29 protein-coding genes and 1 tRNA gene are annotated in these 22,370 nt (G+C 39.8%); 22 read left to right on the top strand and 8 right to left on the bottom strand.

All coding sequences use genetic code 11. From position 1 onward, the window contains the following. The first annotated feature begins 6 nt into the window (after nt 1-6). Genes yjbM through AC25Y5_RS05985 form a run of 3 tightly spaced genes read left to right on the top strand, consistent with a single transcriptional unit; the run spans nt 7 to nt 2,409 of the window. Nucleotides 7-681: a GTP diphosphokinase gene (gene yjbM / locus AC25Y5_RS05995; protein ID WP_488139522.1), complete on the top strand. Its 675-nt coding sequence runs from the start codon at nt 7-9 to the stop codon at nt 679-681. Beyond that, nucleotides 681-1,481 (top strand): NAD kinase, encoded by an 801-nt coding sequence (locus tag AC25Y5_RS05990; RefSeq protein WP_488139565.1) that lies wholly within the window; start codon nt 681-683, stop codon nt 1,479-1,481. The genes yjbM and AC25Y5_RS05990 overlap by 1 nt, the downstream gene beginning before the upstream one ends. After that, nucleotides 1,453-2,409, top strand: coding sequence for an RluA family pseudouridine synthase (locus AC25Y5_RS05985; protein ID WP_488139521.1), 957 nt, complete (start codon nt 1,453-1,455; stop codon nt 2,407-2,409). Before AC25Y5_RS05990 ends, AC25Y5_RS05985 begins: the two co-directional genes overlap by 29 nt. Here the strand turns inward: AC25Y5_RS05985 and prpE are convergent. Continuing rightward, a complete protein-coding gene (prpE, locus tag AC25Y5_RS05980; RefSeq protein WP_488139520.1) occupies nt 2,393-3,133 on the bottom strand; it encodes a bis(5'-nucleosyl)-tetraphosphatase PrpE in 741 nt (246 codons plus the stop codon). The two genes, AC25Y5_RS05985 and prpE, sit on opposite strands and share 17 nt — an antisense overlap. Nucleotides 3,134-3,224: 91 nt before the next feature. On the opposite strand from prpE, the gene mgtE reads away from it, so the two are divergent. From mgtE to AC25Y5_RS05965, 3 genes are all read left to right on the top strand, one after another. Further along, entirely contained in the window at nt 3,225-4,598 is a 1,374-nt protein-coding gene (mgtE, locus tag AC25Y5_RS05975; RefSeq protein WP_488139519.1) for a magnesium transporter, read from the top strand. A 336-nt stretch (nt 4,599-4,934) separates the two neighbouring features. After that, a complete protein-coding gene (locus AC25Y5_RS05970) occupies nt 4,935-5,390 on the top strand; it encodes a hypothetical protein (RefSeq protein WP_488139518.1) in 456 nt (151 codons plus the stop codon). Between the two features lie 193 nt (nt 5,391-5,583). After that, entirely contained in the window at nt 5,584-5,730 is a 147-nt protein-coding gene (locus AC25Y5_RS05965; RefSeq protein ID WP_488139517.1) for a hypothetical protein, read from the top strand. 490 nt (nt 5,731-6,220) lie between these two features. Here the strand turns inward: AC25Y5_RS05965 and AC25Y5_RS05960 are convergent, their stop codons facing one another. Then, entirely contained in the window at nt 6,221-6,775 is a 555-nt protein-coding gene (locus AC25Y5_RS05960; RefSeq protein WP_488139516.1) for a CotY/CotZ family spore coat protein, read from the bottom strand. A 112-nt stretch (nt 6,776-6,887) separates the two neighbouring features. Between AC25Y5_RS05960 and AC25Y5_RS05955 the strand changes: the two genes are divergently transcribed. The 7 genes from AC25Y5_RS05955 to AC25Y5_RS05925 all read left to right on the top strand — a co-directional run bounded on the left by AC25Y5_RS05955 (nt 6,888) and on the right by AC25Y5_RS05925 (nt 10,005). Beyond that, nucleotides 6,888-7,295 (top strand): hypothetical protein, encoded by a 408-nt coding sequence (locus tag AC25Y5_RS05955; protein ID WP_488139515.1) that lies wholly within the window; start codon nt 6,888-6,890, stop codon nt 7,293-7,295. Next, nucleotides 7,295-7,750 carry a stage V sporulation protein AC gene (spoVAC, locus tag AC25Y5_RS05950; RefSeq protein ID WP_482100249.1) on the top strand — a complete coding sequence of 152 codons (456 nt, stop codon included), beginning with the start codon at nt 7,295-7,297 and terminating at the stop codon, nt 7,748-7,750. The genes AC25Y5_RS05955 and spoVAC overlap by 1 nt, the downstream gene beginning before the upstream one ends. Next, a complete protein-coding gene (locus AC25Y5_RS05945) occupies nt 7,744-8,745 on the top strand; it encodes a stage V sporulation protein AD (protein WP_488139514.1) in 1,002 nt (333 codons plus the stop codon). The genes spoVAC and AC25Y5_RS05945 overlap by 7 nt, the downstream gene beginning before the upstream one ends. A gap of 9 nt (nt 8,746-8,754) precedes the next feature. Continuing rightward, nucleotides 8,755-9,117 (top strand): stage V sporulation protein AE, encoded by a 363-nt coding sequence (gene spoVAE / locus AC25Y5_RS05940; protein WP_482100251.1) that lies wholly within the window; start codon nt 8,755-8,757, stop codon nt 9,115-9,117. Between the two features lie 68 nt (nt 9,118-9,185). Next, complete coding sequence (locus AC25Y5_RS05935) at nt 9,186-9,341, top strand: YjcZ family sporulation protein (protein ID WP_488139513.1); 156 nt, start codon at nt 9,186-9,188, stop codon at nt 9,339-9,341. 15 nt (nt 9,342-9,356) lie between these two features. Continuing rightward, nucleotides 9,357-9,611, top strand: a complete 255-nt coding sequence (locus AC25Y5_RS05930; protein WP_482100253.1) for a stage VI sporulation protein F — start codon at nt 9,357-9,359, stop codon at nt 9,609-9,611. A gap of 88 nt (nt 9,612-9,699) precedes the next feature. Then, nucleotides 9,700-10,005, top strand: coding sequence for a hypothetical protein (locus AC25Y5_RS05925; protein WP_488139512.1), 306 nt, complete (start codon nt 9,700-9,702; stop codon nt 10,003-10,005). Between the two features lie 48 nt (nt 10,006-10,053). Here AC25Y5_RS05925 and AC25Y5_RS05920 read toward each other — a convergent pair whose 3' ends face one another. The 3 genes from AC25Y5_RS05920 to AC25Y5_RS05910 all read right to left on the bottom strand — a co-directional run bounded on the left by AC25Y5_RS05920 (nt 10,054) and on the right by AC25Y5_RS05910 (nt 11,822). After that, the gene (locus AC25Y5_RS05920) at nt 10,054-10,491 is read right to left on the bottom strand and encodes a GNAT family N-acetyltransferase (protein ID WP_482103827.1); all 438 of its coding nucleotides are present in this window, start codon (nt 10,489-10,491) and stop codon (nt 10,054-10,056) included. Between the two features lie 3 nt (nt 10,492-10,494). Beyond that, on the bottom strand, nt 10,495-11,010 hold the full coding sequence (locus AC25Y5_RS05915; protein WP_482100256.1) for a YjcG family protein: 516 nt from the start codon (nt 11,008-11,010) through the stop codon (nt 10,495-10,497). A gap of 89 nt (nt 11,011-11,099) precedes the next feature. Further along, nucleotides 11,100-11,822, bottom strand: coding sequence for an alpha/beta hydrolase (locus AC25Y5_RS05910; protein ID WP_488139511.1), 723 nt, complete (start codon nt 11,820-11,822; stop codon nt 11,100-11,102). Nucleotides 11,823-11,932: 110 nt separating this feature from the next. Here AC25Y5_RS05910 and AC25Y5_RS05905 point away from each other — a divergent pair, with 110 nt between their 5' ends. From AC25Y5_RS05905 to AC25Y5_RS05880, 6 genes are all read left to right on the top strand, one after another. After that, on the top strand, nt 11,933-12,517 hold the full coding sequence (locus tag AC25Y5_RS05905; RefSeq protein WP_482100258.1) for a phosphatidylglycerophosphatase A family protein: 585 nt from the start codon (nt 11,933-11,935) through the stop codon (nt 12,515-12,517). 267 nt (nt 12,518-12,784) lie between these two features. Beyond that, nucleotides 12,785-13,513 (top strand): amino acid ABC transporter ATP-binding protein, encoded by a 729-nt coding sequence (locus AC25Y5_RS05900; RefSeq protein WP_488139510.1) that lies wholly within the window; start codon nt 12,785-12,787, stop codon nt 13,511-13,513. Nucleotides 13,514-13,535: 22 nt separating this feature from the next. Next, a complete protein-coding gene (locus AC25Y5_RS05895; RefSeq protein ID WP_488139509.1) occupies nt 13,536-14,363 on the top strand; it encodes a transporter substrate-binding domain-containing protein in 828 nt (275 codons plus the stop codon). A gap of 105 nt (nt 14,364-14,468) precedes the next feature. Beyond that, entirely contained in the window at nt 14,469-15,119 is a 651-nt protein-coding gene (locus tag AC25Y5_RS05890) for an amino acid ABC transporter permease (protein ID WP_488139508.1), read from the top strand. Between the two features lie 12 nt (nt 15,120-15,131). After that, nucleotides 15,132-15,782 (top strand): amino acid ABC transporter permease, encoded by a 651-nt coding sequence (locus tag AC25Y5_RS05885; protein ID WP_482100262.1) that lies wholly within the window; start codon nt 15,132-15,134, stop codon nt 15,780-15,782. Between the two features lie 280 nt (nt 15,783-16,062). Beyond that, complete coding sequence (locus AC25Y5_RS05880) at nt 16,063-16,314, top strand: phage holin (RefSeq protein ID WP_488139507.1); 252 nt, start codon at nt 16,063-16,065, stop codon at nt 16,312-16,314. Between the two features lie 416 nt (nt 16,315-16,730). On the opposite strand, the gene AC25Y5_RS05875 is transcribed toward AC25Y5_RS05880, so the two are convergent. Further along, a tRNA-Val gene (locus AC25Y5_RS05875) sits at nt 16,731-16,803 on the bottom strand. A gap of 141 nt (nt 16,804-16,944) precedes the next feature. Further along, entirely contained in the window at nt 16,945-18,393 is a 1,449-nt protein-coding gene (locus AC25Y5_RS05870; RefSeq protein ID WP_488139506.1) for an RNA-guided endonuclease InsQ/TnpB family protein, read from the bottom strand. A gap of 147 nt (nt 18,394-18,540) precedes the next feature. Here AC25Y5_RS05870 and AC25Y5_RS05865 point away from each other — a divergent pair, with 147 nt between their 5' ends. After that, nucleotides 18,541-19,407 carry a DNA-3-methyladenine glycosylase family protein gene (locus AC25Y5_RS05865; protein WP_488139505.1) on the top strand — a complete coding sequence of 289 codons (867 nt, stop codon included), beginning with the start codon at nt 18,541-18,543 and terminating at the stop codon, nt 19,405-19,407. 97 nt (nt 19,408-19,504) lie between these two features. Here AC25Y5_RS05865 and AC25Y5_RS05860 read toward each other — a convergent pair whose 3' ends face one another. Then, entirely contained in the window at nt 19,505-19,648 is a 144-nt protein-coding gene (locus AC25Y5_RS05860; protein ID WP_482100265.1) for a hypothetical protein, read from the bottom strand. Between the two features lie 146 nt (nt 19,649-19,794). Here AC25Y5_RS05860 and AC25Y5_RS05855 point away from each other — a divergent pair, with 146 nt between their 5' ends. Together AC25Y5_RS05855 and AC25Y5_RS05850 are read left to right on the top strand one after the other, a co-directional pair. After that, the gene (locus AC25Y5_RS05855; RefSeq protein WP_488139504.1) at nt 19,795-20,733 is read left to right on the top strand and encodes a Gfo/Idh/MocA family protein; all 939 of its coding nucleotides are present in this window, start codon (nt 19,795-19,797) and stop codon (nt 20,731-20,733) included. Nucleotides 20,734-20,793: 60 nt separating this feature from the next. After that, nucleotides 20,794-22,182, top strand: a complete 1,389-nt coding sequence (locus AC25Y5_RS05850) for an aldehyde dehydrogenase (RefSeq protein ID WP_488139503.1) — start codon at nt 20,794-20,796, stop codon at nt 22,180-22,182. Nucleotides 22,183-22,370 lie beyond the last annotated feature (188 nt).

Below are 22,370 nucleotides of genomic sequence, written 5' to 3'. Positions count from 1 at the left end.
ATCCGGATGAGGCAGTGGAATCAGTTTCTAGAACCTTACAAACAAGCGGTTGATGAACTGAAAGTGAAATTGAAAGGTTTGCGAAATCAGTATGAATTGGAAGATGTGCATACGCCTGTTGAGTTTGTGACAGGTCGGATAAAACCGCTCGCGAGTATATATGATAAGACGCTTGAAAAAGGGATTCCGTTCGAACCTTCACCGGAACTTGCTGCCGAACTTCCTGATATCGCGGGACTTCGTTTGATGTGTCAGTTTGTTGATGATATCAGTACCGTTGTGGAAACGTTACGACAGCGGAATGATCTCGAAGTGATTGAGGAACGCGATTATATATCGAATAATAAACCGAGTGGCTACAGATCTTACCATTTGATTATCAAATACCCCGTTCAGACAATTCATGGGGAAAAGACCATTTTAGCGGAGATTCAAATTCGCACATTGGCAATGAATTTTTGGGCATCGATTGAGCACTCATTAAACTATAAATATGAAGGTGAAATGCCCGATGAAATTAGGCATCGGCTTGAAAGAGCCGCGGAAGCCGCTTTCCGACTGGATGAAGAAATGTCCTTAATCCGTAATGAAATACAGGATGCACAACAATATTTCAGTGCATTTAAGGAAACGGCTACGAGACGTTATGGTGAAAATAATGGGAAAGGAGGAGAGAAATGATGAAATTTGCAATCCAGTCACGTAATGATGATTTATCAAATCGATTACTTAGCGAAGCAAAAAACTATTTGGTTGATTTCGGCATGGTGTTTGACGAAGAAGAACCTGATATCGTTTTGTCGATTGGCGGGGATGGTACATTACTTCATGCCTTTCATAAATACCAATACCGCCTGAAAGAAACTGCATTTGTTGGAATTCATACAGGACATCTAGGTTTCTATGCAGATTGGAAGCCGGCTGAAATTGAGAAACTTGTTATCTCAATCGCTCGTAAAGATTTTGAAGTTTTCGAATACCCGCTTCTGGATGTCAAGATTAATTATGCAAATGAAAGAGACAGTGCCCTATTCCTAGCACTGAATGAATCGACTGTGAAGTCACCTGACGTAACGCTTGTGATGGATGTTGAACTGAATGGCAACCATTTTGAACGCTTTCGCGGTGATGGTCTATGTATGTCTACACCTTCAGGATCCACTGCATATAATAAGGCGTTGGGAGGGGCAATCATCCATCCATCACTACCTTCAATGCAGCTAACGGAAATGGCGTCCATCAATAACCGGGTTTTCCGTACTGTGGGTTCATCGCTTGTTCTCCCAGCGCACCATAAATGTATATTGACGCCTGTCAAAGGACCGGATTTCATGGTAACAGTGGATCATTTGCAACTTCTTCATAAAGATGTAAAGTCAATTGAATACACAGTTTCACAAGAAAAAGTGCGTTTTGGAAGATTCCGACCGTTTCCATTTTGGAGAAGAGTACATGACTCATTCATCGACAGCGATGTTTAATGCATTAGAGCGGGATGCACGTTTTCAACTTAAATTTCATGTAGATGAAGAGGGTCTGCTCCTGCGCGAATACCTCTACGCAAAAGGGATATCCAAAAGGACATTGACAGCGACAAAATACGACGGTGGCACTATTACAGTAAATGGATTTGAACGAAATGTTCGACATCACTTACAATTAGGCGACGAAGTAATTGTCTTCTTTCCACCGGAAGTACCTAGTCCCGGTTTACGCCCAGAGCCCGGTCCACTTTCTATTGTCTTTGAAGATGATGCACTTATTATTATTAATAAGCCAGCGGGTCAAAGTACGATACCGTCACGAGATCATCCAGTCGGTACGATTGCAAATTCACTCGCCGGTAAGTTTGCCCTTGAACGACTGCCATCGACGGTTCATATTGTGACTCGCCTGGACAGGGATACTTCAGGTTTGATTTGTGTTGCAAAAAACCGACATATTCATCATCTATTAAGTGAGCAAATGATACATTCTGCTTTTCACAGACAATACGTGGCGATTGTAGAAGGCCATATACAGCAGGAAAAGTTCAGTGTTTCACAACCAATTGGCAGAAAAGATGGCAGTATCATCGAGCGAATTGTTCGTGAAGATGGTCAAAAAGCCTTGACCAAAGTAGAAGTTAAAAGACATTCCGAATTAGATGGAAATAAATTTACAGAAATTGCATTGATTTTACATACAGGAAGGACACATCAAATTCGTGTCCATATGCAGTGGGCGGGTTTTCCGCTCCATGGCGATGATTTATATGGCGGCGGTCGTGGATTGATTGGGCGGCAGGCACTACACTGTGCAGAAATTGGATTTACCCATCCACTTACGGGTGAGTACCTAAAGTTCAGCTGTGAAAGCCCAGTGGATATGAAACAATTGTTGAACCCTAATGTCAATCAAAATCAGTGAACTTTTCAGGGATGAACGGCTGGTGTGATGGAACTGAGATGATTTCCATTTCGGGATAACGTAACGCGGAAAGCTTTCCTCCAAAGACACAACCTGTATCGATATTCGCAGTGTTATTTATGATGCGAGATTCTATTACAGGTGTATGCCCGTATACGATATAAGGAGTTCCTTTGTAGTCCTTAGCCCAATCGCGTCGAAGAGGTCTTCCGTCAGGTAATTTCTGTCCTGTAATATCTCCGTAGAGGACGAAAACTCTCATCTTTTCCGACCGCGGTTTACCGATCATATCTTCGCGAATACCAGCGTGAACAACAATCAGATTGCCAGTATCCAAGGATTGATACAATGGTAAACTTTCATAAAAACTACGATAATTACTAAGAAATTGGCTGCGTTCATCCTTTGATAATGCATCAAGTTCAGCCACCGTAGTTTCGAGACCGTGTGTGAGTTGAACTTGATTTCCTTTGGCAAATCGATAAAGTTTATTGCAATGATTTCCCGGGGAATAGAGAAGAGATTGGTTTTTTTGAATCTTGAATAAGAGATTTAACATCTTGATTGAGTCAGGACCTCTGTCCATGGCATCTCCAACAAAGGCGACTTTTCTTCCGTCCGGATGTAGGGGAACACCTGTTCCTATAGTGTATCCCAGCTTTTGAATTAACTGCATAAATTCATCGTAACAACCATGAACATCGCCAATAATATCAAATTTCATAATTTCATCATCCTTTTAGTATTTATATTAGTTTATAATACCCTTATTCAAATCAATAATGCACGATAGACATGGAAAGGAAGGTGTAGCTATGAACACAAAAGAAGAGACGAATGAAGAAGTCATTTTCGATGAAGAGAAATTAATAGAGACGCTCGTTCAACATGATATAAAATCTTTCCGGAATGAATATCTACTCCTTCATCCGTATGATCGGGCACTGTTTTACGAGAAAGTTACACCAGAACTACGAGAAATCATTTATCAATACTTATCTCCGAAAGAACTTGCAGAAATTTTCGAGACAAGTGAAATTAGTGACGACGAGTATAAGCAGTTCCTTCAGGAGATGGACACGACGTATGCAGCAGACATGATTTCGTTCATGTTCGTCGATAACGCGGTAGATGTCCTGAATGAACTCGACAAAGCACAAGTTGTTAGTTATTTAACCTTGATGGATAAACAAGCGGCTGCCGAAATCAAAGCCTTACTCCATTATGAAGAGTATACGGCAGGTTCGATTATGACGACGGAATACGTAACAATTCCGCAAAACTCAACCGTTCGTTCTGCTATGACTATTTTGCGTAGTGAAGCACCAAAAGCTGAAACAATCTATTATATTTTTGTTGTGGATGATTCCTATCGTCTGACTGGTGTCATATCGCTTCGTGATTTAATCATTGCACATGAAGATACGTTGATCAGTTCCATTATGAGTGAACGGGTTGTTAGTGTTCTTGTTTCGGAAGACCAGGAAGATGTAGCTCGAATGATTAAAGACTATAATTTCCTCGCAGTACCGGTCGTTGATTTCCAACATCATTTGCTAGGGATTATTACAGTTGATGACATTATTGACGTCCTTGATGAAGAAGCATCTGATGACTACTCCAAACTTGCAGGGGTTTCTAGTATGGATACATTTGACAAAAACTCCCTTTCAGCAATGAAGAAGAGACTGCCATGGTTACTAATCTTATTAGTACTTGGAATGCTAACCGCAAATTTGATTGATCTGTTTACTGAAACAATTTCAAAAGTAGCCCTTCTGGCAGCGTTCATCCCTCTCATTGCGGGAACAGCGGGTAATAGTGGTACTCAAGCGCTTGCTGTTGCTGTACGTGGTATCGCAACAGGTGATGTTGAGGATGAAAGTAAATTTAAGTTGCTTCTGCGCGAGGCGGGTACGGGTCTCATGACGGGATTCATCTGCGCAATATTTGTTGTTGGTCTCATTTATGTTTGGAAGGATCAATTTGTGATAGGGTTGTTAGTCGGTGCCGCAATTTTTGTTTCAATTTTTGTCGCAACAATTTCGGGCTCTTTCATTCCTTTGTTAATGCACAAAATGAATATTGACCCAGCTGTTGCATCAGGGCCTTTTATCACAACCTTAAACGATGTTTTAAGTGTAACTATTTACCTTGGCCTCGCTACTGTTTTCATCGCTGATCTTTAGATCAGCGGTGAATTTTTTTGTTTGGAGAAGTTTCTGTGCGCGGCGCCTTCAGCTTTTCAGGTGATCCAGCTTCAGGCGCCAGACGCTCGGGTCATAAGTCAGACCAGCTACGTGGCAAAGAACGCCACTGCGCTGGTCTGTCTTATGCCTGTCGCGCCTAGACGGCGCCTTCAGCTTTTCGGGTGATCCAGCTTCAGGCGCCAACTCCTCGGGTCATAAGGCAGGACGGCTATGCGGCAAAGAGCGCCGCTCCGCCGCCCTGTCTTATGCCTGTCGGAGCTGAGCGGCGCCTTGCGCTTTTCTCGAGTGACAATTCGAAATTTAGGCGCATATACTGTGGTTAAAAAGGATGTGCTGATCATTTATCGAAATGAGCCATTGTTATTTGTTCATGGACCGCCTGTCTTTATGAAAATTGCCATCACAGTCGAGGAAAGCACGTCAGTATTTGTAATAGATGGGGGAGAACTTGAGGCTACTTTAGATGTTATTGAAGAGGGGCTGGAGGAAAAGGAGATAGATGAAAACCAGGTGCCAGAAGAAATACAATCATTCTCGGTTGCCGATCCATCTATCGTGAAGCGAATAATGTATCTAGGCACACCGTTTCCGCGGCAAGCATACCAACCCCTTCAATTTGTATTAAATGATGAAACATTGACAGGGAAAATCGAGAAGATTGAGGGCGAAACACTATTCATTGAAGTCAAGGGTGGAGACAATGAATTTGTTGCTGTAGAAATGGGCAATATTAGTGAAATACTTTGGCGCGGTAATCCATTTAGGAATTAGTAGATAAAAAAGGCAGAACGGGTAAAATCCGTTTTGTCTATTTTTTTGTTACTTTAATATCTCATATATATTGATTAACCATTTACTTGTATAAAATGCTGGTGAGTAGGGATTGAAAACTGCCATTTTCACTGGACTATTTCCGGCTCGCTTACGGCGAAATAATTACGACACTATTACCGAGGGGGCAAGTATGGCTAGAAGTGACTTCGTCACTTTTAGCCACACTCTTTTCGGTTTTCCTGTTGTGAATATTAGCCTGTCGCGTTCCTACAATATTCAAGTGAAAATTGCAGCTGCTTTGAAAAAAAGAATAGATGACTTTCTAATGAGGATGTAAGTGCCCGAAGATACAATTTCGGGCACTCTTGCATGCTATAGATTGTATTCTCTGCTTTGAACTATAAAAACGTGACACTTCCCTAAAATATAATAGAGAAACTATAGTAGAAGGCATGAGCGTCCAAAATTGTATCTTTGGACGCTTCTCTCCAGGTGAGAAGCAAGCCATTCTTTCGTTCCATTAAGCTTCGGTACTTCTTATAGCTGTGTTTTTGGAGAGCAACGGATGAACAACCACCATACGATTATCGAAAAAGTAAGTAGGGATGCGGCGAAGTCGCATCCCTACTTATCAAAAGATCTGGATAATGGTATAGAAGTTGTATAATCTAAAGCGAACCAAAAGCAATTCTACACGTAGTGCCCAGTGGGTGATCAAGTTATTTATCGTTTATTTTTGGTTAATCAACAGAAGCGATTTTACATATCAAAAAATCTGTCTGATCGATTTAACGATCAGACAGATTGGGCATTGCAGGGTAATAAAATTAATCTTCGTCACAGTCGATAAATACGTCCTTAACACACTGAATACCACAGAAACATTTTAAGTCCACAGTTATACATGAACCTGTTGCTTCAAAACGATCCACGTCACACAACGCATCCAAATCGATTTTTCCGTGCTTGATAAGGTTTACACCATGTCTACCTTTACGAGGTTCTAGTACTTCTAATGTAGCACAGCAATTATCAAATACGTTTTGAACTCTGAAAAAGACTGACCAACAGCCATCGTGATCCTTATCTTTATCTGATTGATTTGCACCTAAAGTATCTCTTCGTCTTCTGTTTTCCTTATTAAACATTGCTTTGAATGGATCGCCATCTTTAGTTAATAGCATAAATACACGTGTATTTGCACGTTGACGTGATGGGCTGACAAGAGCTCCAAGTGGAGTCAAGAAACAGTCGGTACTGCAATCGTCACAGTCCCGATCATCCCTAAGATCTTGCACCCGTTTAATTGCACGGACGACTTCACAAATACAATTATCGTCTCGACGATTATCATTACTATCATCATTTCTTCCACATCCCATTACTTCCACCTCCTTTTTTCAATTCTTTATACTTTATGCGACAAAGTTCGGAGTGTAAGGGCGCACCGGTATTATGAATAAAGATTAGAGTGAAAAGGCATACTGTAAGGAAATGGAGGGGACGCATATCCGTAGATTTGGTCAATTGCTACTCGCAGCTGTTTTACTATCAGGTTGTTCAGAAAATGGGTTTCGTATGGACAATCATTCTGACGAAGATGCTGCAAAAGCAGAAGAGGTCTTTAAAAGTGACGAACGACTCACTTCAGCTGTTACTGTTTTTCATGAAAATGATGTCATTGCCGGAGTTACACTTAAAACGTTTTCGAGATTCAAAAAAGAAACAATTGAAAAGGAACTTAAAGGGAAACTGGAGAAGCTATACCCTGATTTGGATGTAACAGTATCTGCAGATGGCAAAATATGGATGGAAACAAAAAAACTCATGAAATTGGAAAGTGAAAAGAAGAAAGGTGAAAAAATCAAAGAGTTAAAATCACTCATAAAGGAAGAGACATGATGGATGAAAAAAAGTATGCGAAATTAGAAAAAGAAATTTCACCTAAAACCCCTTTGTTGCGAAATATGATTTTTGCGTTCTTGACTGGAGGAACTATTTGTTTGGTGGGTCAATTTGTTTCATTATTTTATATGACGTATTTTGATTTTACGGAACGAACGTCCAGTAATCCAACTGTGGCTACAATGATATTCTTTGCGATGCTCCTAACGGGTTTTGGATTATATAAAAAAATTGCACAGTTCGGAGGGGCTGGAAGTGCAGTTCCGATAACTGGTTTCGGTAATGCAGTCATTTCCGCTTCTATCGAGCATAAGTCCGAAGGTTATGTCCTTGGGGTGGGCGGAAATATGTTTAAACTTGCGGGGTCCGTCATATTATTCGGTGTTTTTTCGGCGTTTGTGGTTGCTCTTATTAAAACGATTCTGGTTAAGTTTGGTGTCGTGTCATGGTAGGGCGCGGTCTGTTGACTTTCAAAACGACACCTTCCATTGCTGCGACAGGTGTAACAGTGGGACCTCTGGAAAGAAAAAGCCCTTTTGCGGATAAGTTCGATAAGATGTACGACGATGAACGTTGCGGTTTGAAGACGAATGAACATGCGAATGCAAAAATGATAGAAGACGCATGCATGATTGCTCTGAGTAAAGTTGAATCCATTCCTAGTGTTGCTGACTTTCTGTTAATTGGTGATCTGGTCAATCAAATGACGCCTTCAAATTTTGCAGCTGGTACATTAGGAATTCCATACATCGGTTTATTTTCAGCTTGTTCGACATCTGTATCCTCACTTTTACTCGCAGCATTGTTGACTGAGTCGGGGATGTCTACAATGGCCATTGCGGGAGCGTCTAGTCAACATAATGCGGTTGAACGCCAATTTCGCTACCCAGTTGAATACGGTGCGCAAAAACCCGAGACTGCTCAGTGGACTGTCACTGCCGCGGGGGTAGCGACTATCACGCCATATAAAAAAGGATTACCTTCTATAGAGTGCGGGACGATGGGATGTGTAATAGACCTCGGAATGACTGATCCATTGAATATGGGTGCTGCGATGGCACCCGCGGCGGCGGATACGCTATCACGCCATTTAAAAGGCCATGGGAAAGATGTAAGTGACTACGATGTCATAATGACTGGGGATCTTGGGAAAGTCGGATTTGAGTTATACAAAACGCTCGCAGGTAATCAGGGGATTGATGTATTTGAAAACTTTCGGGACGCAGGTAAAGAATTCTACGGTGATGACGCCTCCTTTTTAGCAGGGGCAAGTGGAGCCGGTTGTTCGGCAGCTATTTTTTTTACGGAAATAATCGATAAAATGGTGGCAGGTGAATATAAGCGTGTCCTTCTCATTGCGACTGGTGCGCTCTTATCTCCGTTATCATTCCAACAAGGAGATACGATTCCGTGTATCGCGCACGCAATCGAATTAACGATGAAATGAGTGTGGCTAATGGTTTCGATTTTTATTACCGCCTTTATTGTAGGGGGTCTTATCTGCGTTGTTGGACAGCTTTTATTCGACGTCGCAAAACTGACGCCTGCGCATACATTATGTATTTTGGTTGTGGCAGGTTCAGTATTAGACGGTTTTGGATTGTATGAGCCTTTTATCGATTTTGCCGGGGCAGGTGCAACTATACCGATTACATCGTTTGGCAACTCGTTGACACATGGAGCGATGGCGGAGGCTGAAAAACATGGTCTCATTGGTGTAATGACAGGAATGTTTGAAGTGACAAGTTCAGGAATTAGTTCTGCTATTCTGTTCGGTTTCATTGCTGCTATCATTTTTAAAGCAAAAGGAAAGGTTTAATAGTCATTTAGCCCTCTACCTTCTAGTTGTGTCCGCATAGGATATATAGAAAGGAAGGGGGTATATTTATGTTCGGATGCAATTCGCATGTAGGTGGTTATGGCGGCGGTGGTTGCGGCGGTTATGAAAGCGATAAAGGCGGTAATTATGGTGGTTCGACATTTGTCCTCATCGTAGTTCTCTTCATCTTGCTCATTATTGTGGGCCGCAGTTTTTATGTTTAAGAAAGGGGATATTAGATGAATGATTCATTTTTCCGGAAAATCGAATCAAAGACAGGCGTCCCGATGGAAGAAGTGTTTGCACTTGCAAATGCAATCCAGTATGCGGATTTCAGTGATGAACGGCAAGTAAGGAAGATCATACGAAAAGTGGGTAAACTCGCTAAAAAAGATGTTCCTCAAGCTACTGAAGATGAGCTTGTCAACTCTATCTTAAAGAATGGTAAAGCCGTAAATATTAAAGATATTCAAGATATGCTTGGGCGGCAATAAAATAAAAATACAGAAAAGTAGAATAATAGGTTTAACGGTTGCACTCTAAGGATATACTAATAGAAAATGTGGAAATGGGGTGTTAACAATGGGGTATATATTACCGATTCAGCCAATACAATCTCAAATGTACGCAAACCGATTGAATATGGATCTCCACGATTTCGCATTTATCGAAAAGGTCGGCAGGGTTAAGCTTGATTCGGATTTTTCGGATGAATTGAATGGATCCTTTTCTCAGGAACAAGAAAAGGATAAGGGAGATGTAAAAGGTAAGCCTATTGTTAAAATACCTCCATCATATCAAGGATTCGTCTATCCAAATCCTGTTAATCTGTCACCAATCATTGCTCAAGTTGTAGGAAAAAGTATATCGGTAAATGCATATATCTAATGAACAATAAGAAAAAGGTTCGCATTGCTATCTAGCAATGCGAACCTTTTATGATTCAATAATAATTTTCTCCATTGCACGGTGCGGAATGTCCGCATCCATAAACTCTGGTGAAGTAATAATATATCCTAATTTCTCATAGAAAGGAACAGCGTATGCTTGAGCATTCAAAGTTACTTTCTTCATATCTACGTTTATTGCATGCTCTTCAAGTGCATTCATTACGAGATTACCCAGATGTTTACCGCGGTAGTCTTTTAAAACACAAACCCTTTCGACCTTCCCGATTCCGTCACTGATTTCTCTGATTCGACCTGCTCCGATTGGTGTTTCGGCCGAATAGACGACGAAATGCACTGCAGTCTTGTCAAGAGGATCTAGTTCAAGATTGAGGGGTACTCCTTGTTCTTCCACGAATACTTTTCTTCTGACAAAAAATGCGTCTTCTCTTTCAAGGTCAGAAGTTGCGATTTTTACTTCGAACAACGGTCAGTTATCCTCATCGAGGCGGAATGTTTCGTAGACCGTCCAAGAGCCGTCTTCAAGCTGGTAAGTTAGGTGAAGTCGATCAATCGTTTCAGTATGATCGACACCAATCATTTTCAATTGACCTATGATATCGTCGTGCTCGCCGGAAGATAACTTTTGTGCAATCGTCACGTGGGGAACGAATGCATATTCAGGATCTTTACCGAAAAAGTTGAAATTCAAATCTTTATGCAATGCAGCCAATTCATCGTTTAGAGTGGCCTTGAAGTAAATCGTATTCGTAATAGGGGCAAAAGTACCCACTTTCGAAACATTTAATTCGAATGGACCGTGTTTTTTAGTTATTTCTTTGATGGCTTTAGAAACTTCATCAATTTCCTGGTCGTTCGCTTCGAAAACACCTTTAACCGTCAAATGTGGAGTAATTAGTGCGTAATGCGGGTCGTATCTTTTCCGATAGCCGTTCGCTAAATCTTGAAGTTTCTTGGATGGAAATGCAACAACGCCATAATTCAAAATGAAAACCTCCTAGGTAAAGTTATTGTTAAATGCTTCATATAATCGATTATAACAGAATATCCCGCAAATTGTCCGTTTAGACTGACTTAATGGCCAAAAACCATTTTTATAGCGCGTGGGATATCGGGTTGCCAATGCTTCCAAGTATGATTTCCGTCGAATTCTTCATAATAGTATGGAAACCCTTTTCGTACAATCAACTCGTTTAATGTCCGGTTGGGTGTAAGAAAGTCCTGGACACCGTCAACCTGCGTGGACACTTCATTCTCTCCTGTTCCAATCACATGATAAATCGAGAAACAAGAAGAATCTTTTGCAGCTTCCACTTTTTCCAGTACCAAATCATCGACATAAGGGGAATGGAGAAGTACTCTTCCGAATATATTAGGGTATTTCAAAGCAGTTAATAGTGAGATCGTAGCCGCAAGTGAATCTCCTATGAGTGCTCTGCCTGTGCCTATTTGATAAGTCGGGTAATTATCATCAATAAAAGGGACAAGCTCGTGGGCCAAAAATCGGATGTATGCTTCTCGTCGATCACCTTCAGGATGATACATGCGCCTTCGTTCCTGGACGCTCTTGTAAGGGACGCCAACGACAATCACGTTCTCTATTTCTTCTTTTTCAAGCAACCCATCGATGACTCGTCCAATTCGTCCATACTGAAAATAGTCTTTTCCATCGGATGCGATTAGAACTGAGTACTTATATAGTGGGGAATAGTTATGCGGTAAATGAATAAGTAACTGCATTTCCTCATCAAGTTCCTTACTATAGATTGTTATGTCCTCTATTTTACCGTTCTTCAAGATGAAACCTCCTAAAAATGCGTATATAGTGAAATTGTATCATATCGGCAAGGTCAGGTATAATGGTTGTGTTAAGTTTATATATTACTTACAAAAGGGGTTGAACAGTAATGCATGACGATAAAAAGGTAGTTCATTCAAAAGTTGTAACTGATGCAACGAAAGCAGCTTTGAACCGACGCGGTGTAACGCTTGAATCGGTTGCAGAAATTGTCTACGAAATGCAATATCCTTATAATAAAGGCCTCACAATGGATCACTGTATTGAATCTGTTGAAGGTGTACTCCGAAAACGTGAACTCCAACATGCAATCTTAGTGGGAATCGAGCTGGATGAACTTGCTGAACAAGGTAAGTTGTCCGCACCCTTACAACAAATTGTTGAATCGGATGAAGGACTCTTCGGAGTCGATGAAACAATCGCACTTGGTGCCGTATTTACATATGGATCCATTGCAGTAACGACATTCGGTCATCTTGACAAAAATAAAATAGGAATTATTAATGAACTGGATACAGTAAAAGGAAAAGCAATCCATACGTTCCTTGATGATCTCGTTGCCAGTATTGCTGCTTGTGCATCATCAAGAATTGCACACAGAACGCGTGATTTACAAGAAGCCGGCGAAACCTTCGAAGATATCAGACCTGATGAAACAATGCCTGAAACGAAAGTGAAAGGTGCACAAACATAACGAAATGTATATGAAAGCCCGAAAGGTTTAAACCAACATTTCGGGCTTTTTTGTATTAAGGAGGGTCATTCAATAGAATAAGATATAACTTTGAAAGTGTACTAATCGTGTTTTATTTTTATCGAATGTAACCGTTTTCAAAAAATCAAGTTGACAACTAAATTGTGAATAGATAGAATGGCATACATGCATGACAATTTAGAAATTGGAAATGATTCAATGAACTCAGTTCTTTTTGAGTTCGAAGTTGTTAGAAAGGGGTAAGGCATGATTTCATTTAAACAAGTCAATAAATATTATGGAGATTTTCAAGTTCTTAAAGATATTAATCTCACTATGAAAGATGGAGAAGTAGTTGTCATCATCGGTCCATCGGGCTCTGGTAAAAGTACGTTACTTAGATGCATAAATAGGCTTGAGACAATTACCGAAGGAACGCTTACCGTGAATGATACCGTAGTCAATGACAAGAAAACGGATATTAACAAATTAAGACGAAACATTGGAATGGTTTTCCAGCACTTTAATTTGTATCCACACAAAACTGTTCTTCAAAATATTACACTTGCCCCAATGAATGTCTTGAAGCAATCAGCAGAAGAGGCAAAAAAGACTGCGATGTATTACTTAGAAAAGGTAGGAATTCCTGACAAAGCATCTTCCTATCCATCGCAATTATCTGGAGGACAACAACAACGCGTCGCAATTGCGAGAGAACTTGCTATGAAACCGGACATCATGCTTTTTGATGAACCTACATCTGCTCTTGACCCGGAAATGGTCGGTGAAGTGCTGGATGTCATGAAAACGCTTGCAAAAGAAGGTATGACGATGGTCGTTGTCACACACGAAATGGGATTTGCCAAAGAAGTTGGAGATCGAATTGTCTTCATAGACCAAGGCAGAATCTTAGAAGAGGCACTTCCGGTTGAGTTTTTCGAAAATCCGCAAGAAGAAAGGGCTCAAGTCTTTCTCAGCCGTATATTAAATCATTAAAAACAAAAGGGGAGATGTTGATATGTTTAAAACGAAAAAGATTCTTTTATTAACGATAACTGCAATTATGTCAGTTATGCTTTTGGCAGCTTGTAATTCGGAGGACGACAATGCAGCGAGTGATGCAACAGAAGGGAAAAATGTACTAGATACAATTAAAGACCGCGATAAAATTGTGTTTGGTGTAAAATACGACACGAAATTATTTGGTTTAAAAGATCCAGCTACAGGAGAAGTTGAAGGTTTTGATATCGATGTTGCTAAGCAATTAGCAAAAGAAATTCTAGGCGATGAAACGAAAGTTGAATTTGTAGAAGTAACATCTAAAACAAGAATTCCATTATTGAATAAAGGCGATATCGATGCAATTATTGCGACAATGACAATTTCAGAAGAGCGTGCAAAAGAAGTTGATTTCTCAGACGTATACTTCAATGCAGGTCAATCTCTTCTTGTGAAAAAAGGAAGTCCTATTCAAAGTACTGACGACCTTACAAAAGATACAACTGTAATTGCTGTAAAAGGGTCTACTTCTACTGATAATATACGTGAAGCAGCTCCAGATGCACCCGTCTTAGAATTTGAAAACTATGCAGAAGCTTTCACTGCACTTAAAGCTGGAAAAGGTGAAGTGCTAACAACAGATGACTCAATCCTTGCAGGAATGGCTTCTGAAGATGATTCATTTGAATTAGTTGGCGAACAATTTACAGAAGAGCCTTATGGAATTGCTGTGAAAAAAGGTGAAAAAGAACTTGTAGATGCGCTTAACACTGCGCTTGAATCACTAAAATCGAACGGTGAATTCGATACTGTTTATAACAGTTGGTTTGAAGGTTTGTTGAAGTAAAAGGGTGTTTCTATATTGGCAATGTATAGTTTCACAAAATAGTTTGATCAATCAGGATGGGCATCTATTGCCCATCCTGATTGAATTAAGTGAGGTGGAAAGATTGTGGATTTCTCAATTCTAATAAATTATTTCGATATGTATTGGGATGGGTTTAAAGTTACGTTATTAATTAGTCTTATCGCATTAATTGGAAGCTTTTTGATTGGTGCTATCGTCGCGGTAATGAGAATTATTCCGTTTGCACCGCTTCGTTGGATAGCCACAGCTTATGTAGAGTTTTTCCGGAATATTCCACTACTCGTTATTGTGTTTTTCTTTTATTTTGGGACTCCGTCCTTGGGACTACAGCTCTCAGGATTTACTGCAGGAACAATTGGATTGACTATTTATACGTCTGCTTTTATCGCAGAAGCGATTCGTTCAGGTATTTTGTCTGTTCCCAAAGGGCAAATGGAAGCTGCAAGGTCGTCAGGTTTAAGCTATGCTCAAACAATGAGAATAATCATCCTACCTCAAGCTATTAAAATTGTAGTACCTCCTATTGGCAACCAATTTATTAATTTAGTGAAAAACTCATCTATTTTGGCGCTCATAGCCGGTACGGAACTGATGTATCAAGCAGACCTAATTTCGGCCAAAACTTATGTAGTCTTTGATGTGTACATATTTGTCGCTTTGTTTTATTTAATCATAACCATTCCATTAAGCTTAGGCGTATCTTATCTTGAAAAACGTCTTGCTAATAGCCATTAAGGAGGTGTCATAATGGATTTTTCAGGTGCATTTAGTCCAGATAATCTTAAATTTTTAATGGAAGGTTTTTATGTTACGTTAAAAGTTGCTTTTATTTCAATTTTTTTCAGTTTTATAATAGGTGGGGCAATCGGAACTTTACGATTTGCTAAAATACCTATCCTTTCAAAATTACTAGCGGTTGTTGTGGAAACAATCCGGAACTTGCCACTACTTCTGATCATATTATTTACTTATTTTGCACTGCCAGAGATGGGTATTAATCTCAGCATAACTGTTTCCGCTATTGTGGCATTGACTGTTTTTGAATCAGCGATGTTAGCTGAAATTGTCCGTGGTGGATTGAATTCTATTGAAAAAGGGCAAATGGAAGCAGCACGTTCATCAGGACTTACATATGTTCAAGCGTTGAGAACTGTTATTTTGCCGCAAGCACTTCGAAGAATGGTACCAAACCTTGTTAGTCAGTTTATATCACTTCTAAAGGATACATCGCTTGCAGTTGTTATAGCGCTTCCGGAGTTGCTTCATAATGCAAAAATCATTCAAGCACACTTTCCAAACGAAGTAATTCCAATCTTTATATTAATATCCCTTATGTACTTCGTTGTGAATTACGCTTTGTCTCTACTTGCACAAAGACTAGAATTGAAAACCACATAAATGTTTTTTTAAGTGGAAATCCCTTCGCTAATAGGCGAAGGGATTTTTTTGCGTTCGCAATCCAATTCTTCATTGGGTGAAAATTCCTTGTGTTTTTTGAAGATATTACCATCTGCGTTCAATCGATTTAATGCAGTGTTGTAGATATATTTCGGAATAGGAAAAGAATCGGGCGTGGAGCGGAAATGAATGAAATTATAGTGAATACGATAGTAATACAGGCCATATCTAACTCTCGTGTTAGTGGGTCTTAGAATTATAGGATAAAGGAGGTATTATAATGAATGCAGAAAAACTAAAACAGCTTGTCGCGTTATTCGGGGGATGGCTGTCAGCGTTACTCTTATATTTGGGTACTCTAAACGTCAAATTCGAATGGTTTGACCAGGAATCGATAACGGCACTTGAAACATTTCTAATGGCATCAATTCCATTTGCCATCGCATTATACGGTGTATACAAAAATAGCTATCGGTTAAGTAAGAAAGCGAAGAAGCAAGAGGAGACCTTAAAGAAAAATGGATTGAAATGATATAGTATAGAACTTTTTCAGTTCCCCAGAGGCATCCCTAAAGCGCTAAGCGATCTAAAATGTACACTCTGAATTACAGCTCTATCAATAATGGAAACTCTAGCGAAGGCGCGGCAAAGGGGTAGCCGAAGCCCTGAGACTGGATGCGAAGCGCTAATCCAGGCTCATGGCGAGAGGCATCCCCAAAGCGCCAAGCGATCTGCGAATTCACACTTCGAATTTTTCAATTCTCTCGATATCGAACTCCCCAGCGTGGGAAGCGGTCTACACTCCATACTCCATACTCCGAACCCGCCCCTATATATAAGGAAGAATTTAAATATTATTCTCAAACACAAAAAAACACCATCCAATGAAGGATGATGCTTTTAGAAAAACCTTTGTTCCTAAAGGTTTTTTTCGGGTTTAACACCCAATGGTCCCGACTGGGCTCGAACCAGCGACCCCTACCTTGTCGAGGTAGTGCTCTCCCAGCTGAGCTACGGAACCGGGAATTTAAGTAGTGCTTCTGCTTACTGCACAAGTTCTATTATAACCAATCTGTAGAGGAAGTCAATACTTTTTTGGAAACTATTTTACTAGCGTATAATGAACCTCCCACGACTGAAGACACGGGTTTCAGGGTTGGTGCTATCGCACATTGACCACTTGAGGCTGGGAACACACAGCCGCTATACCGTTAGCGAATGCTTTCGGCACTACTTTTCTTAGGATGTTTGCTGCACCGTTAACATCCGCATTTATTAAAAATTTATTTTTAGTACGGTAAATACCGCGTTTTAATCGTTTTCCACTGAAAATGTGATTTGCATTATTCCCCGATTTGTAGGTCGGAATAATGTCTTCATCTACAAAACTTGCCTGTGATGTGTAGCTTTCTTCAGTTACAATTACTGAAATACCCTCGGCATTCGCTTTGTAAGTAATTAATTCTATTAACAATGAGTGTGGTACTTGAACGAAGTTTTGATTATTTCTTTTCCCTAATTCGATTTTTTGTTTCCAACCCACATTTTTACCGATGACAATCGTATCAATGTTATTTTCCACCGCTATTCGCACGATATTGAAACTAACTTTATGGAAAAAGTCTTTGATTTGTCTGTGCCTTATGGAATCTAACTTCATCAATTTCTTCGAATGATAATGACCTTCTTTTGGCTTTTTTCCATTACGAAGAGCCGCATAGTAGTAAGCGCGCATTTTGTTGTACCATTGATTGATAGATTTAATTTTACCGCCTTTAAATAGGACCGGCTCATGTTCTGTATTAAAAACTAGCGCTGCAATGTTATCAAGTCCTAAATCAATGCTCATGCATCGTTCCGTTTTGTCGGATATTTGTTTTTTTAACTCGATTAAAAACACTAATTCAACAGTAAAACAATTGTGCTTGGGTATGATTCTCACTTGTTGAAACTTACCGTTGAAATTTGCTAACTTACCGATACTTATTTTTCTTTTAGTTTTTGGGAAGCTTAGATATTTACCGTCTTTAATTTTGCAAATTTGATTCGATAGAGTTGATTCTTTCCTGCTTCCTTTTGGTAGGTAACCAGGAATAGAAGGTCTTCCTTGATATTTCCCTGGATTCTTTTTGATGTCTTTCAAACTTGCGAAAAAACTAGTCCAATTTTGCACGACATTTTTAAGAACCTGTTGATTTATCTGACCTGGTAATGAATAATAGTCTTTTTGTTTAATTGTTTTAAATAAACAATCCAGAAAATTGTAACCTAAGAAGGACTTTTCTTTTGAAGGCAGCTCAAATAGATTTACCTTTATTTCTTTTTGTTCGTCTCTTGGTTTCATTTGTTCTTTTTCTATTTTTTTTAGATAAGCTTTTTGTTGATTGACATTCATTTTATTGATGTTATCAAGAATTACTTTTATTACTTCTTGTTGTAAAGGTTGTAATACACCTTCATTGTTTAAAGTAGTATAAAATTGCCTGATAAAGAAGTTTGTCGTGTTATATAGGTTGTTACTATTTAGACAAAGTTCATCGAAATAAGTATACATTTTATGGCCATTTTTAATGTTAATTTGAAAAGTTCGATATTCTTTATTGGGCTCCATAGTTTGTCACCTACCTTATTTAAGAATATTCTATCAAATGGAACAGGTGTTTGTATAGTGATATCACCTTAGAACAAAAAAAGAAAGCCAATTCATCCCACGACTGAAGTCACGGGTGTTCTTGGCTTAATAATAAACGATAGAATCATGAAGAAAGAGGTGTTTTTAATCGACGTTCAATTCTCATTGCCGTTCGTTTACGATTTTGATCGAGCAATTGCGCGACTGGCAAGGGACCCTGTAAATACGGTGGATTTGCATAGTTGTTCAGTTCGTATTCCCATGAAGGAAGGGAATATTATCCACTTACAAAGTACAGGCACAAAACAATTCCCTTCATTTAACATAGAAGATGCGATTGATGAAAATCAAGTTAAAACGGTTAAGTCGATTTTTCACTTTGATAAACCGCTGGATGCCATCGGAAATCATTTTGCAAATACGGACCTTGGAGCACTTTTCCTCGAATATGAAGGAACGCCGCTTATAAAAAGTTTTTCTTTGTACGAAACTTTAATGAAAAGTATTATTCATCAGCAACTAAACCTTTCCTTTGCGCATACATTGACCAAGCGTTTCGTGGAAACGTTTGGTAGTGAGTTGGATGGTGTCTGGCGCTATCCCACACCTGAACGTATTGCATCCCTAGATGTCTCCACTCTGCGTGAATTGCAGTTTAGTTCACGTAAGGCTGAATATGTCATCGGACTGTCGCAAGCGATTGCAGAGGGCAAGCTGGACCTTGAGCGATTTACCTTAATGGATGATGAAGAAGTGACATCGGAATTGGTTGCTTATCGTGGAGTGGGTCCATGGACGGCGCAAAGTTTTCTCATGTCGGGTCTTGGGCGTCCGAATTTATTCCCATTGGCGGATATTGGTCTACAAAATGCATTGAAAAAGTTATGGGGAATGGACCGCAAGCCTACGATCGAAGAAATGCTTGTTCATTTTCCTGATTGGACACCCTATTTAAGTTATGCTGCACTTTATCTATGGCACAGTATCGAGTAAATCATGTTTAAAAACAGCTTTCCCGGTAAATTACTGGAAAAGCTGTCGTATGGTCCATGTTAAATTAGTGTCATGAATTAGTATGTGGAATTCGTTATCAGTGTATGGGTTCTTCGATCTGTTGCACCTCATCAAAATAAAGGAAATTTTCTTCTTCAAGTTCAACCAGACGTTCTTTATTTATTCCCGATGAAAGATTACCTTCAAAGATTGTTTCCCACCAAGTATCAGTTGTTGTCATGTCCATTTCCTCCTTTAGATTCTTTGCTGTTTAAATTTTCTATTCCCTTCATTGCTGTCATTCAAAACGTGAAGGTGTGTAAAGGAATCCTAAGACCTATTTATATTAGCTTTGTAATATCGAACTTTCAAAAAGGGGTTGTCTAGATGAATAAGACTACATTTGCAATCGTCGGCACAGGAATTGTCGGTGAACGGATTATTAATCAACTGCGTAACAATGATGCGGCCCTAATTGTTGCGCTGTTCGATGAAAATGACAAACGTCTTCAAGAAATGGCGAATACATTCGGGCTTTATGCGGCATCCTCTTATGAAGAGGTACTCGCATTGAAACCGAACTGGATCTATATTGGGACTCCGCCTGTATCACATGCTGCACTAAGTACGGAAGCGCTTGCAAAAGGTTTGAATGTTCTTTGTGAAAAACCGCTTGCACACAACGTTGCTGATGGATTGGTTATGTCTTCAGCCGCGGCGGACAAGTCGATTCAAACAGCAATGCATTTTCCGCTGATCTACAGTCCGTCAGTCAGACATATGATGAAACTTGTTGATGAAGGTGAAATTGGTGAAATCGTTCGAATTGAGCTGCAAACCTATTTTCCACATTGGCCACGCATTTGGCAGCAAAATCCATGGATTGCTTCACGTGAACAAGGTGGCTTTACACGAGAAGTATTCCCGCATTATCTTCAGCTTATGTACAGGATGTTTGGTGAACTGGAAATCATCTCCCACCAGACCACTTATCCTATAGATGAAACGCTTGCGGAAACGAGCGTCATTGCATTTGGTGATACGGCAGGCGACATTCCATTCCTCCTGAACGGCATTTCAGGAATCGGCCAACAAGAAGAACTGTCTTATACAGTATATGGAGATAAAGGTGTTCTGAAACTGCGCAATTGGTCGGAACTTAGCATGGCATCAAAAGACAGTCCTTTTGAGATATTGACTTCTTCTGAATCAGTGAAAACGCTTGTAGATGAATGTATTGCAGCCGTAAATGGGGAAGATGCGTTGCTTGTTTCATTCGAAGAAGGTCTTGAGATACAAAAAGTGATTGATATTCTTTTAGCATAATGATTGCAACCTCTATCTATTATATTTAAGATTATAAGAAATAGAATATGGAGGGATAACATGAATTTTACTGCACAAGACGTAGAATCGATGATAACTTCCCAGCGCTCATTTTATTTTACTGGGAAGACACGGAGCGCTGCATTCCGAAAAGAAATGCTCGGTAAGCTGAAGGAAGCGATTACCGCCAATGAAGTAGAAATCACGGAAGCTTTGCATAGAGATTTGCGTAAAAGTTCTTTTGAATCCTATGTAACGGAAATTGGATTCGTCCTATCGAGTATTACTTATATGATTAAACACTTAGAAGACTGGATGGAAGAGGAATCAGTCAAAACGCCTGTCCACCATCAACCTGCGAAAAGCTTCATCGTTCACGAGCCTTATGGATCCGTCCTTATTATTGGACCTTTCAACTATCCATTTCAGCTCGTTATGGAGCCGCTTATCGGAGCGATTGCAGGCGGGAATTGCGCCATCGTTAAACCTTCTGAGACATCTGTTCATACTGCGCATGTCGTTAATAAAATACTGACGGAAACATTTGCGCCGGATTATATTCGAGTCGTAGAAGGAGAACAGGAAGAAACGTCAGCACTCATCCACGCTTCATTCGATTATATTTTCTTTACGGGAAGTGTGGCCATTGGGAAAGTTATTATGAAAGCTGCGGCGGAAAGGTTAACGCCAATTACGCTTGAACTCGGCGGGAAAAGTCCGGCGCTTGTTGATCAGACAGCTGATTTACAAAAAGCGGCTGAGCGAATTGTTTGGGGTAAATTTTTGAATACTGGACAGACATGTGTTGCACCGGATTATCTTCTCGTCCATCATACTGTCAAAGAACAACTAATTAAAAAAATTCAATCATCTATTCGTAAATTTTACGGAAAAGATATTTCGCAAAGTCCAGATTACGGAAGAATCGTCAGTGAAAAACACTTCAACCGACTCGCCGGAATTATTGATGCGGACCGAAATCATGTAATAAGCGGAGGGAATTCTGACCGTTCTGACTTATTCATTGAACCGACACTTCTTGATGATATATCTTGGAATAGTGCTTCAATGGAGGATGAAATTTTTGGGCCAATTTTACCGATTTTGACATATGATAACCTTGACGATGCGCTTCAACGGATTCGTCAATTGCCGAAACCACTGGCCGCATATTTCTTTACTGAGAATAGTCGAGCTGCTGACTACTTCATTGAAAACCTTCCGTTCGGCGGTGGATGCATCAATGACACAATTGCGCATGTTGGAAACATCAACTTACCATTTGGCGGAGTCGGTACTTCCGGTGTGAGTTCGTATCATGGAAAAGCTAGTTTTGATACATTTACGCATGCCAAGTCTATGATGAAAAAAAGTACAACCATTCCAATGTCACTTGCATTTCCACCATACGGCAATAAGCTGAAAATAGTAAAACCGCTCATCCGATAATGGATAGCGGTTTTCTATTCTTTAAGGTGTGAGAAACGGCAACAATCAAATGTTAGCTATTGACTATGAATGGTACTATGAATTGAGAAAAGTAAGAACAAAAGTATTCCATTAGGCACCTCGGTAAATCTACATTATACTTAAAATACATGATTCAAAACTTCGAAAAGCCGACTACTTTTGAAGGG

The sequence above is a fragment of the Sporosarcina sp. Y1011 genome (assembly GCF_057669885.1).
This window is presented reverse-complemented; position numbering and strand designations above follow the sequence as displayed.

Bases quoted from the DNA above. Each gene is read 5' to 3' on its own strand.
- AC25Y5_RS05880 (WP_488139507.1), top strand. From the start codon at position 16,063: ATGAATGCAGAAAAACTAAAACAGCTTGTCGCGTTATTCGGGGGATGG.
- AC25Y5_RS05935 (WP_488139513.1), top strand. From the start codon at position 9,186: ATGTTCGGATGCAATTCGCATGTAGGTGGTTATGGCGGCGGTGGTTGC.
- AC25Y5_RS05895 (WP_488139509.1), top strand. From the start codon at position 13,536: ATGTTTAAAACGAAAAAGATTCTTTTATTAACGATAACTGCAATTATG.
- mgtE (WP_488139519.1), top strand. From the start codon at position 3,225: ATGAACACAAAAGAAGAGACGAATGAAGAAGTCATTTTCGATGAAGAG.
- AC25Y5_RS05930 (WP_482100253.1), top strand. From the start codon at position 9,357: ATGAATGATTCATTTTTCCGGAAAATCGAATCAAAGACAGGCGTCCCG.
- AC25Y5_RS05905 (WP_482100258.1), top strand. From the start codon at position 11,933: ATGCATGACGATAAAAAGGTAGTTCATTCAAAAGTTGTAACTGATGCA.
- prpE (WP_488139520.1), bottom strand. From the start codon at position 3,133: ATGAAATTTGATATTATTGGCGATGTTCATGGTTGTTACGATGAATTT.
- spoVAC (WP_482100249.1), top strand. From the start codon at position 7,295: ATGGATGAAAAAAAGTATGCGAAATTAGAAAAAGAAATTTCACCTAAA.
- AC25Y5_RS05860 (WP_482100265.1), bottom strand. From the start codon at position 19,648: ATGACAACAACTGATACTTGGTGGGAAACAATCTTTGAAGGTAATCTT.
- AC25Y5_RS05885 (WP_482100262.1), top strand. From the start codon at position 15,132: ATGGATTTTTCAGGTGCATTTAGTCCAGATAATCTTAAATTTTTAATG.
- AC25Y5_RS05850 (WP_488139503.1), top strand. From the start codon at position 20,794: ATGAATTTTACTGCACAAGACGTAGAATCGATGATAACTTCCCAGCGC.
- AC25Y5_RS05855 (WP_488139504.1), top strand. From the start codon at position 19,795: ATGAATAAGACTACATTTGCAATCGTCGGCACAGGAATTGTCGGTGAA.
- AC25Y5_RS05990 (WP_488139565.1), top strand. From the start codon at position 681: ATGAAATTTGCAATCCAGTCACGTAATGATGATTTATCAAATCGATTA.
- yjbM (WP_488139522.1), top strand. From the start codon at position 7: ATGAGGCAGTGGAATCAGTTTCTAGAACCTTACAAACAAGCGGTTGAT.
- AC25Y5_RS05925 (WP_488139512.1), top strand. From the start codon at position 9,700: ATGGGGTATATATTACCGATTCAGCCAATACAATCTCAAATGTACGCA.
- AC25Y5_RS05985 (WP_488139521.1), top strand. From the start codon at position 1,453: ATGACTCATTCATCGACAGCGATGTTTAATGCATTAGAGCGGGATGCA.
- AC25Y5_RS05965 (WP_488139517.1), top strand. From the start codon at position 5,584: ATGGCTAGAAGTGACTTCGTCACTTTTAGCCACACTCTTTTCGGTTTT.
- AC25Y5_RS05865 (WP_488139505.1), top strand. From the start codon at position 18,541: ATGAAGAAAGAGGTGTTTTTAATCGACGTTCAATTCTCATTGCCGTTC.
- AC25Y5_RS05955 (WP_488139515.1), top strand. From the start codon at position 6,888: ATGGAGGGGACGCATATCCGTAGATTTGGTCAATTGCTACTCGCAGCT.
- AC25Y5_RS05960 (WP_488139516.1), bottom strand. From the start codon at position 6,775: ATGGGATGTGGAAGAAATGATGATAGTAATGATAATCGTCGAGACGAT.
- spoVAE (WP_482100251.1), top strand. From the start codon at position 8,755: ATGGTTTCGATTTTTATTACCGCCTTTATTGTAGGGGGTCTTATCTGC.
- AC25Y5_RS05870 (WP_488139506.1), bottom strand. From the start codon at position 18,393: ATGGAGCCCAATAAAGAATATCGAACTTTTCAAATTAACATTAAAAAT.
- AC25Y5_RS05900 (WP_488139510.1), top strand. From the start codon at position 12,785: ATGATTTCATTTAAACAAGTCAATAAATATTATGGAGATTTTCAAGTT.
- AC25Y5_RS05945 (WP_488139514.1), top strand. From the start codon at position 7,744: ATGGTAGGGCGCGGTCTGTTGACTTTCAAAACGACACCTTCCATTGCT.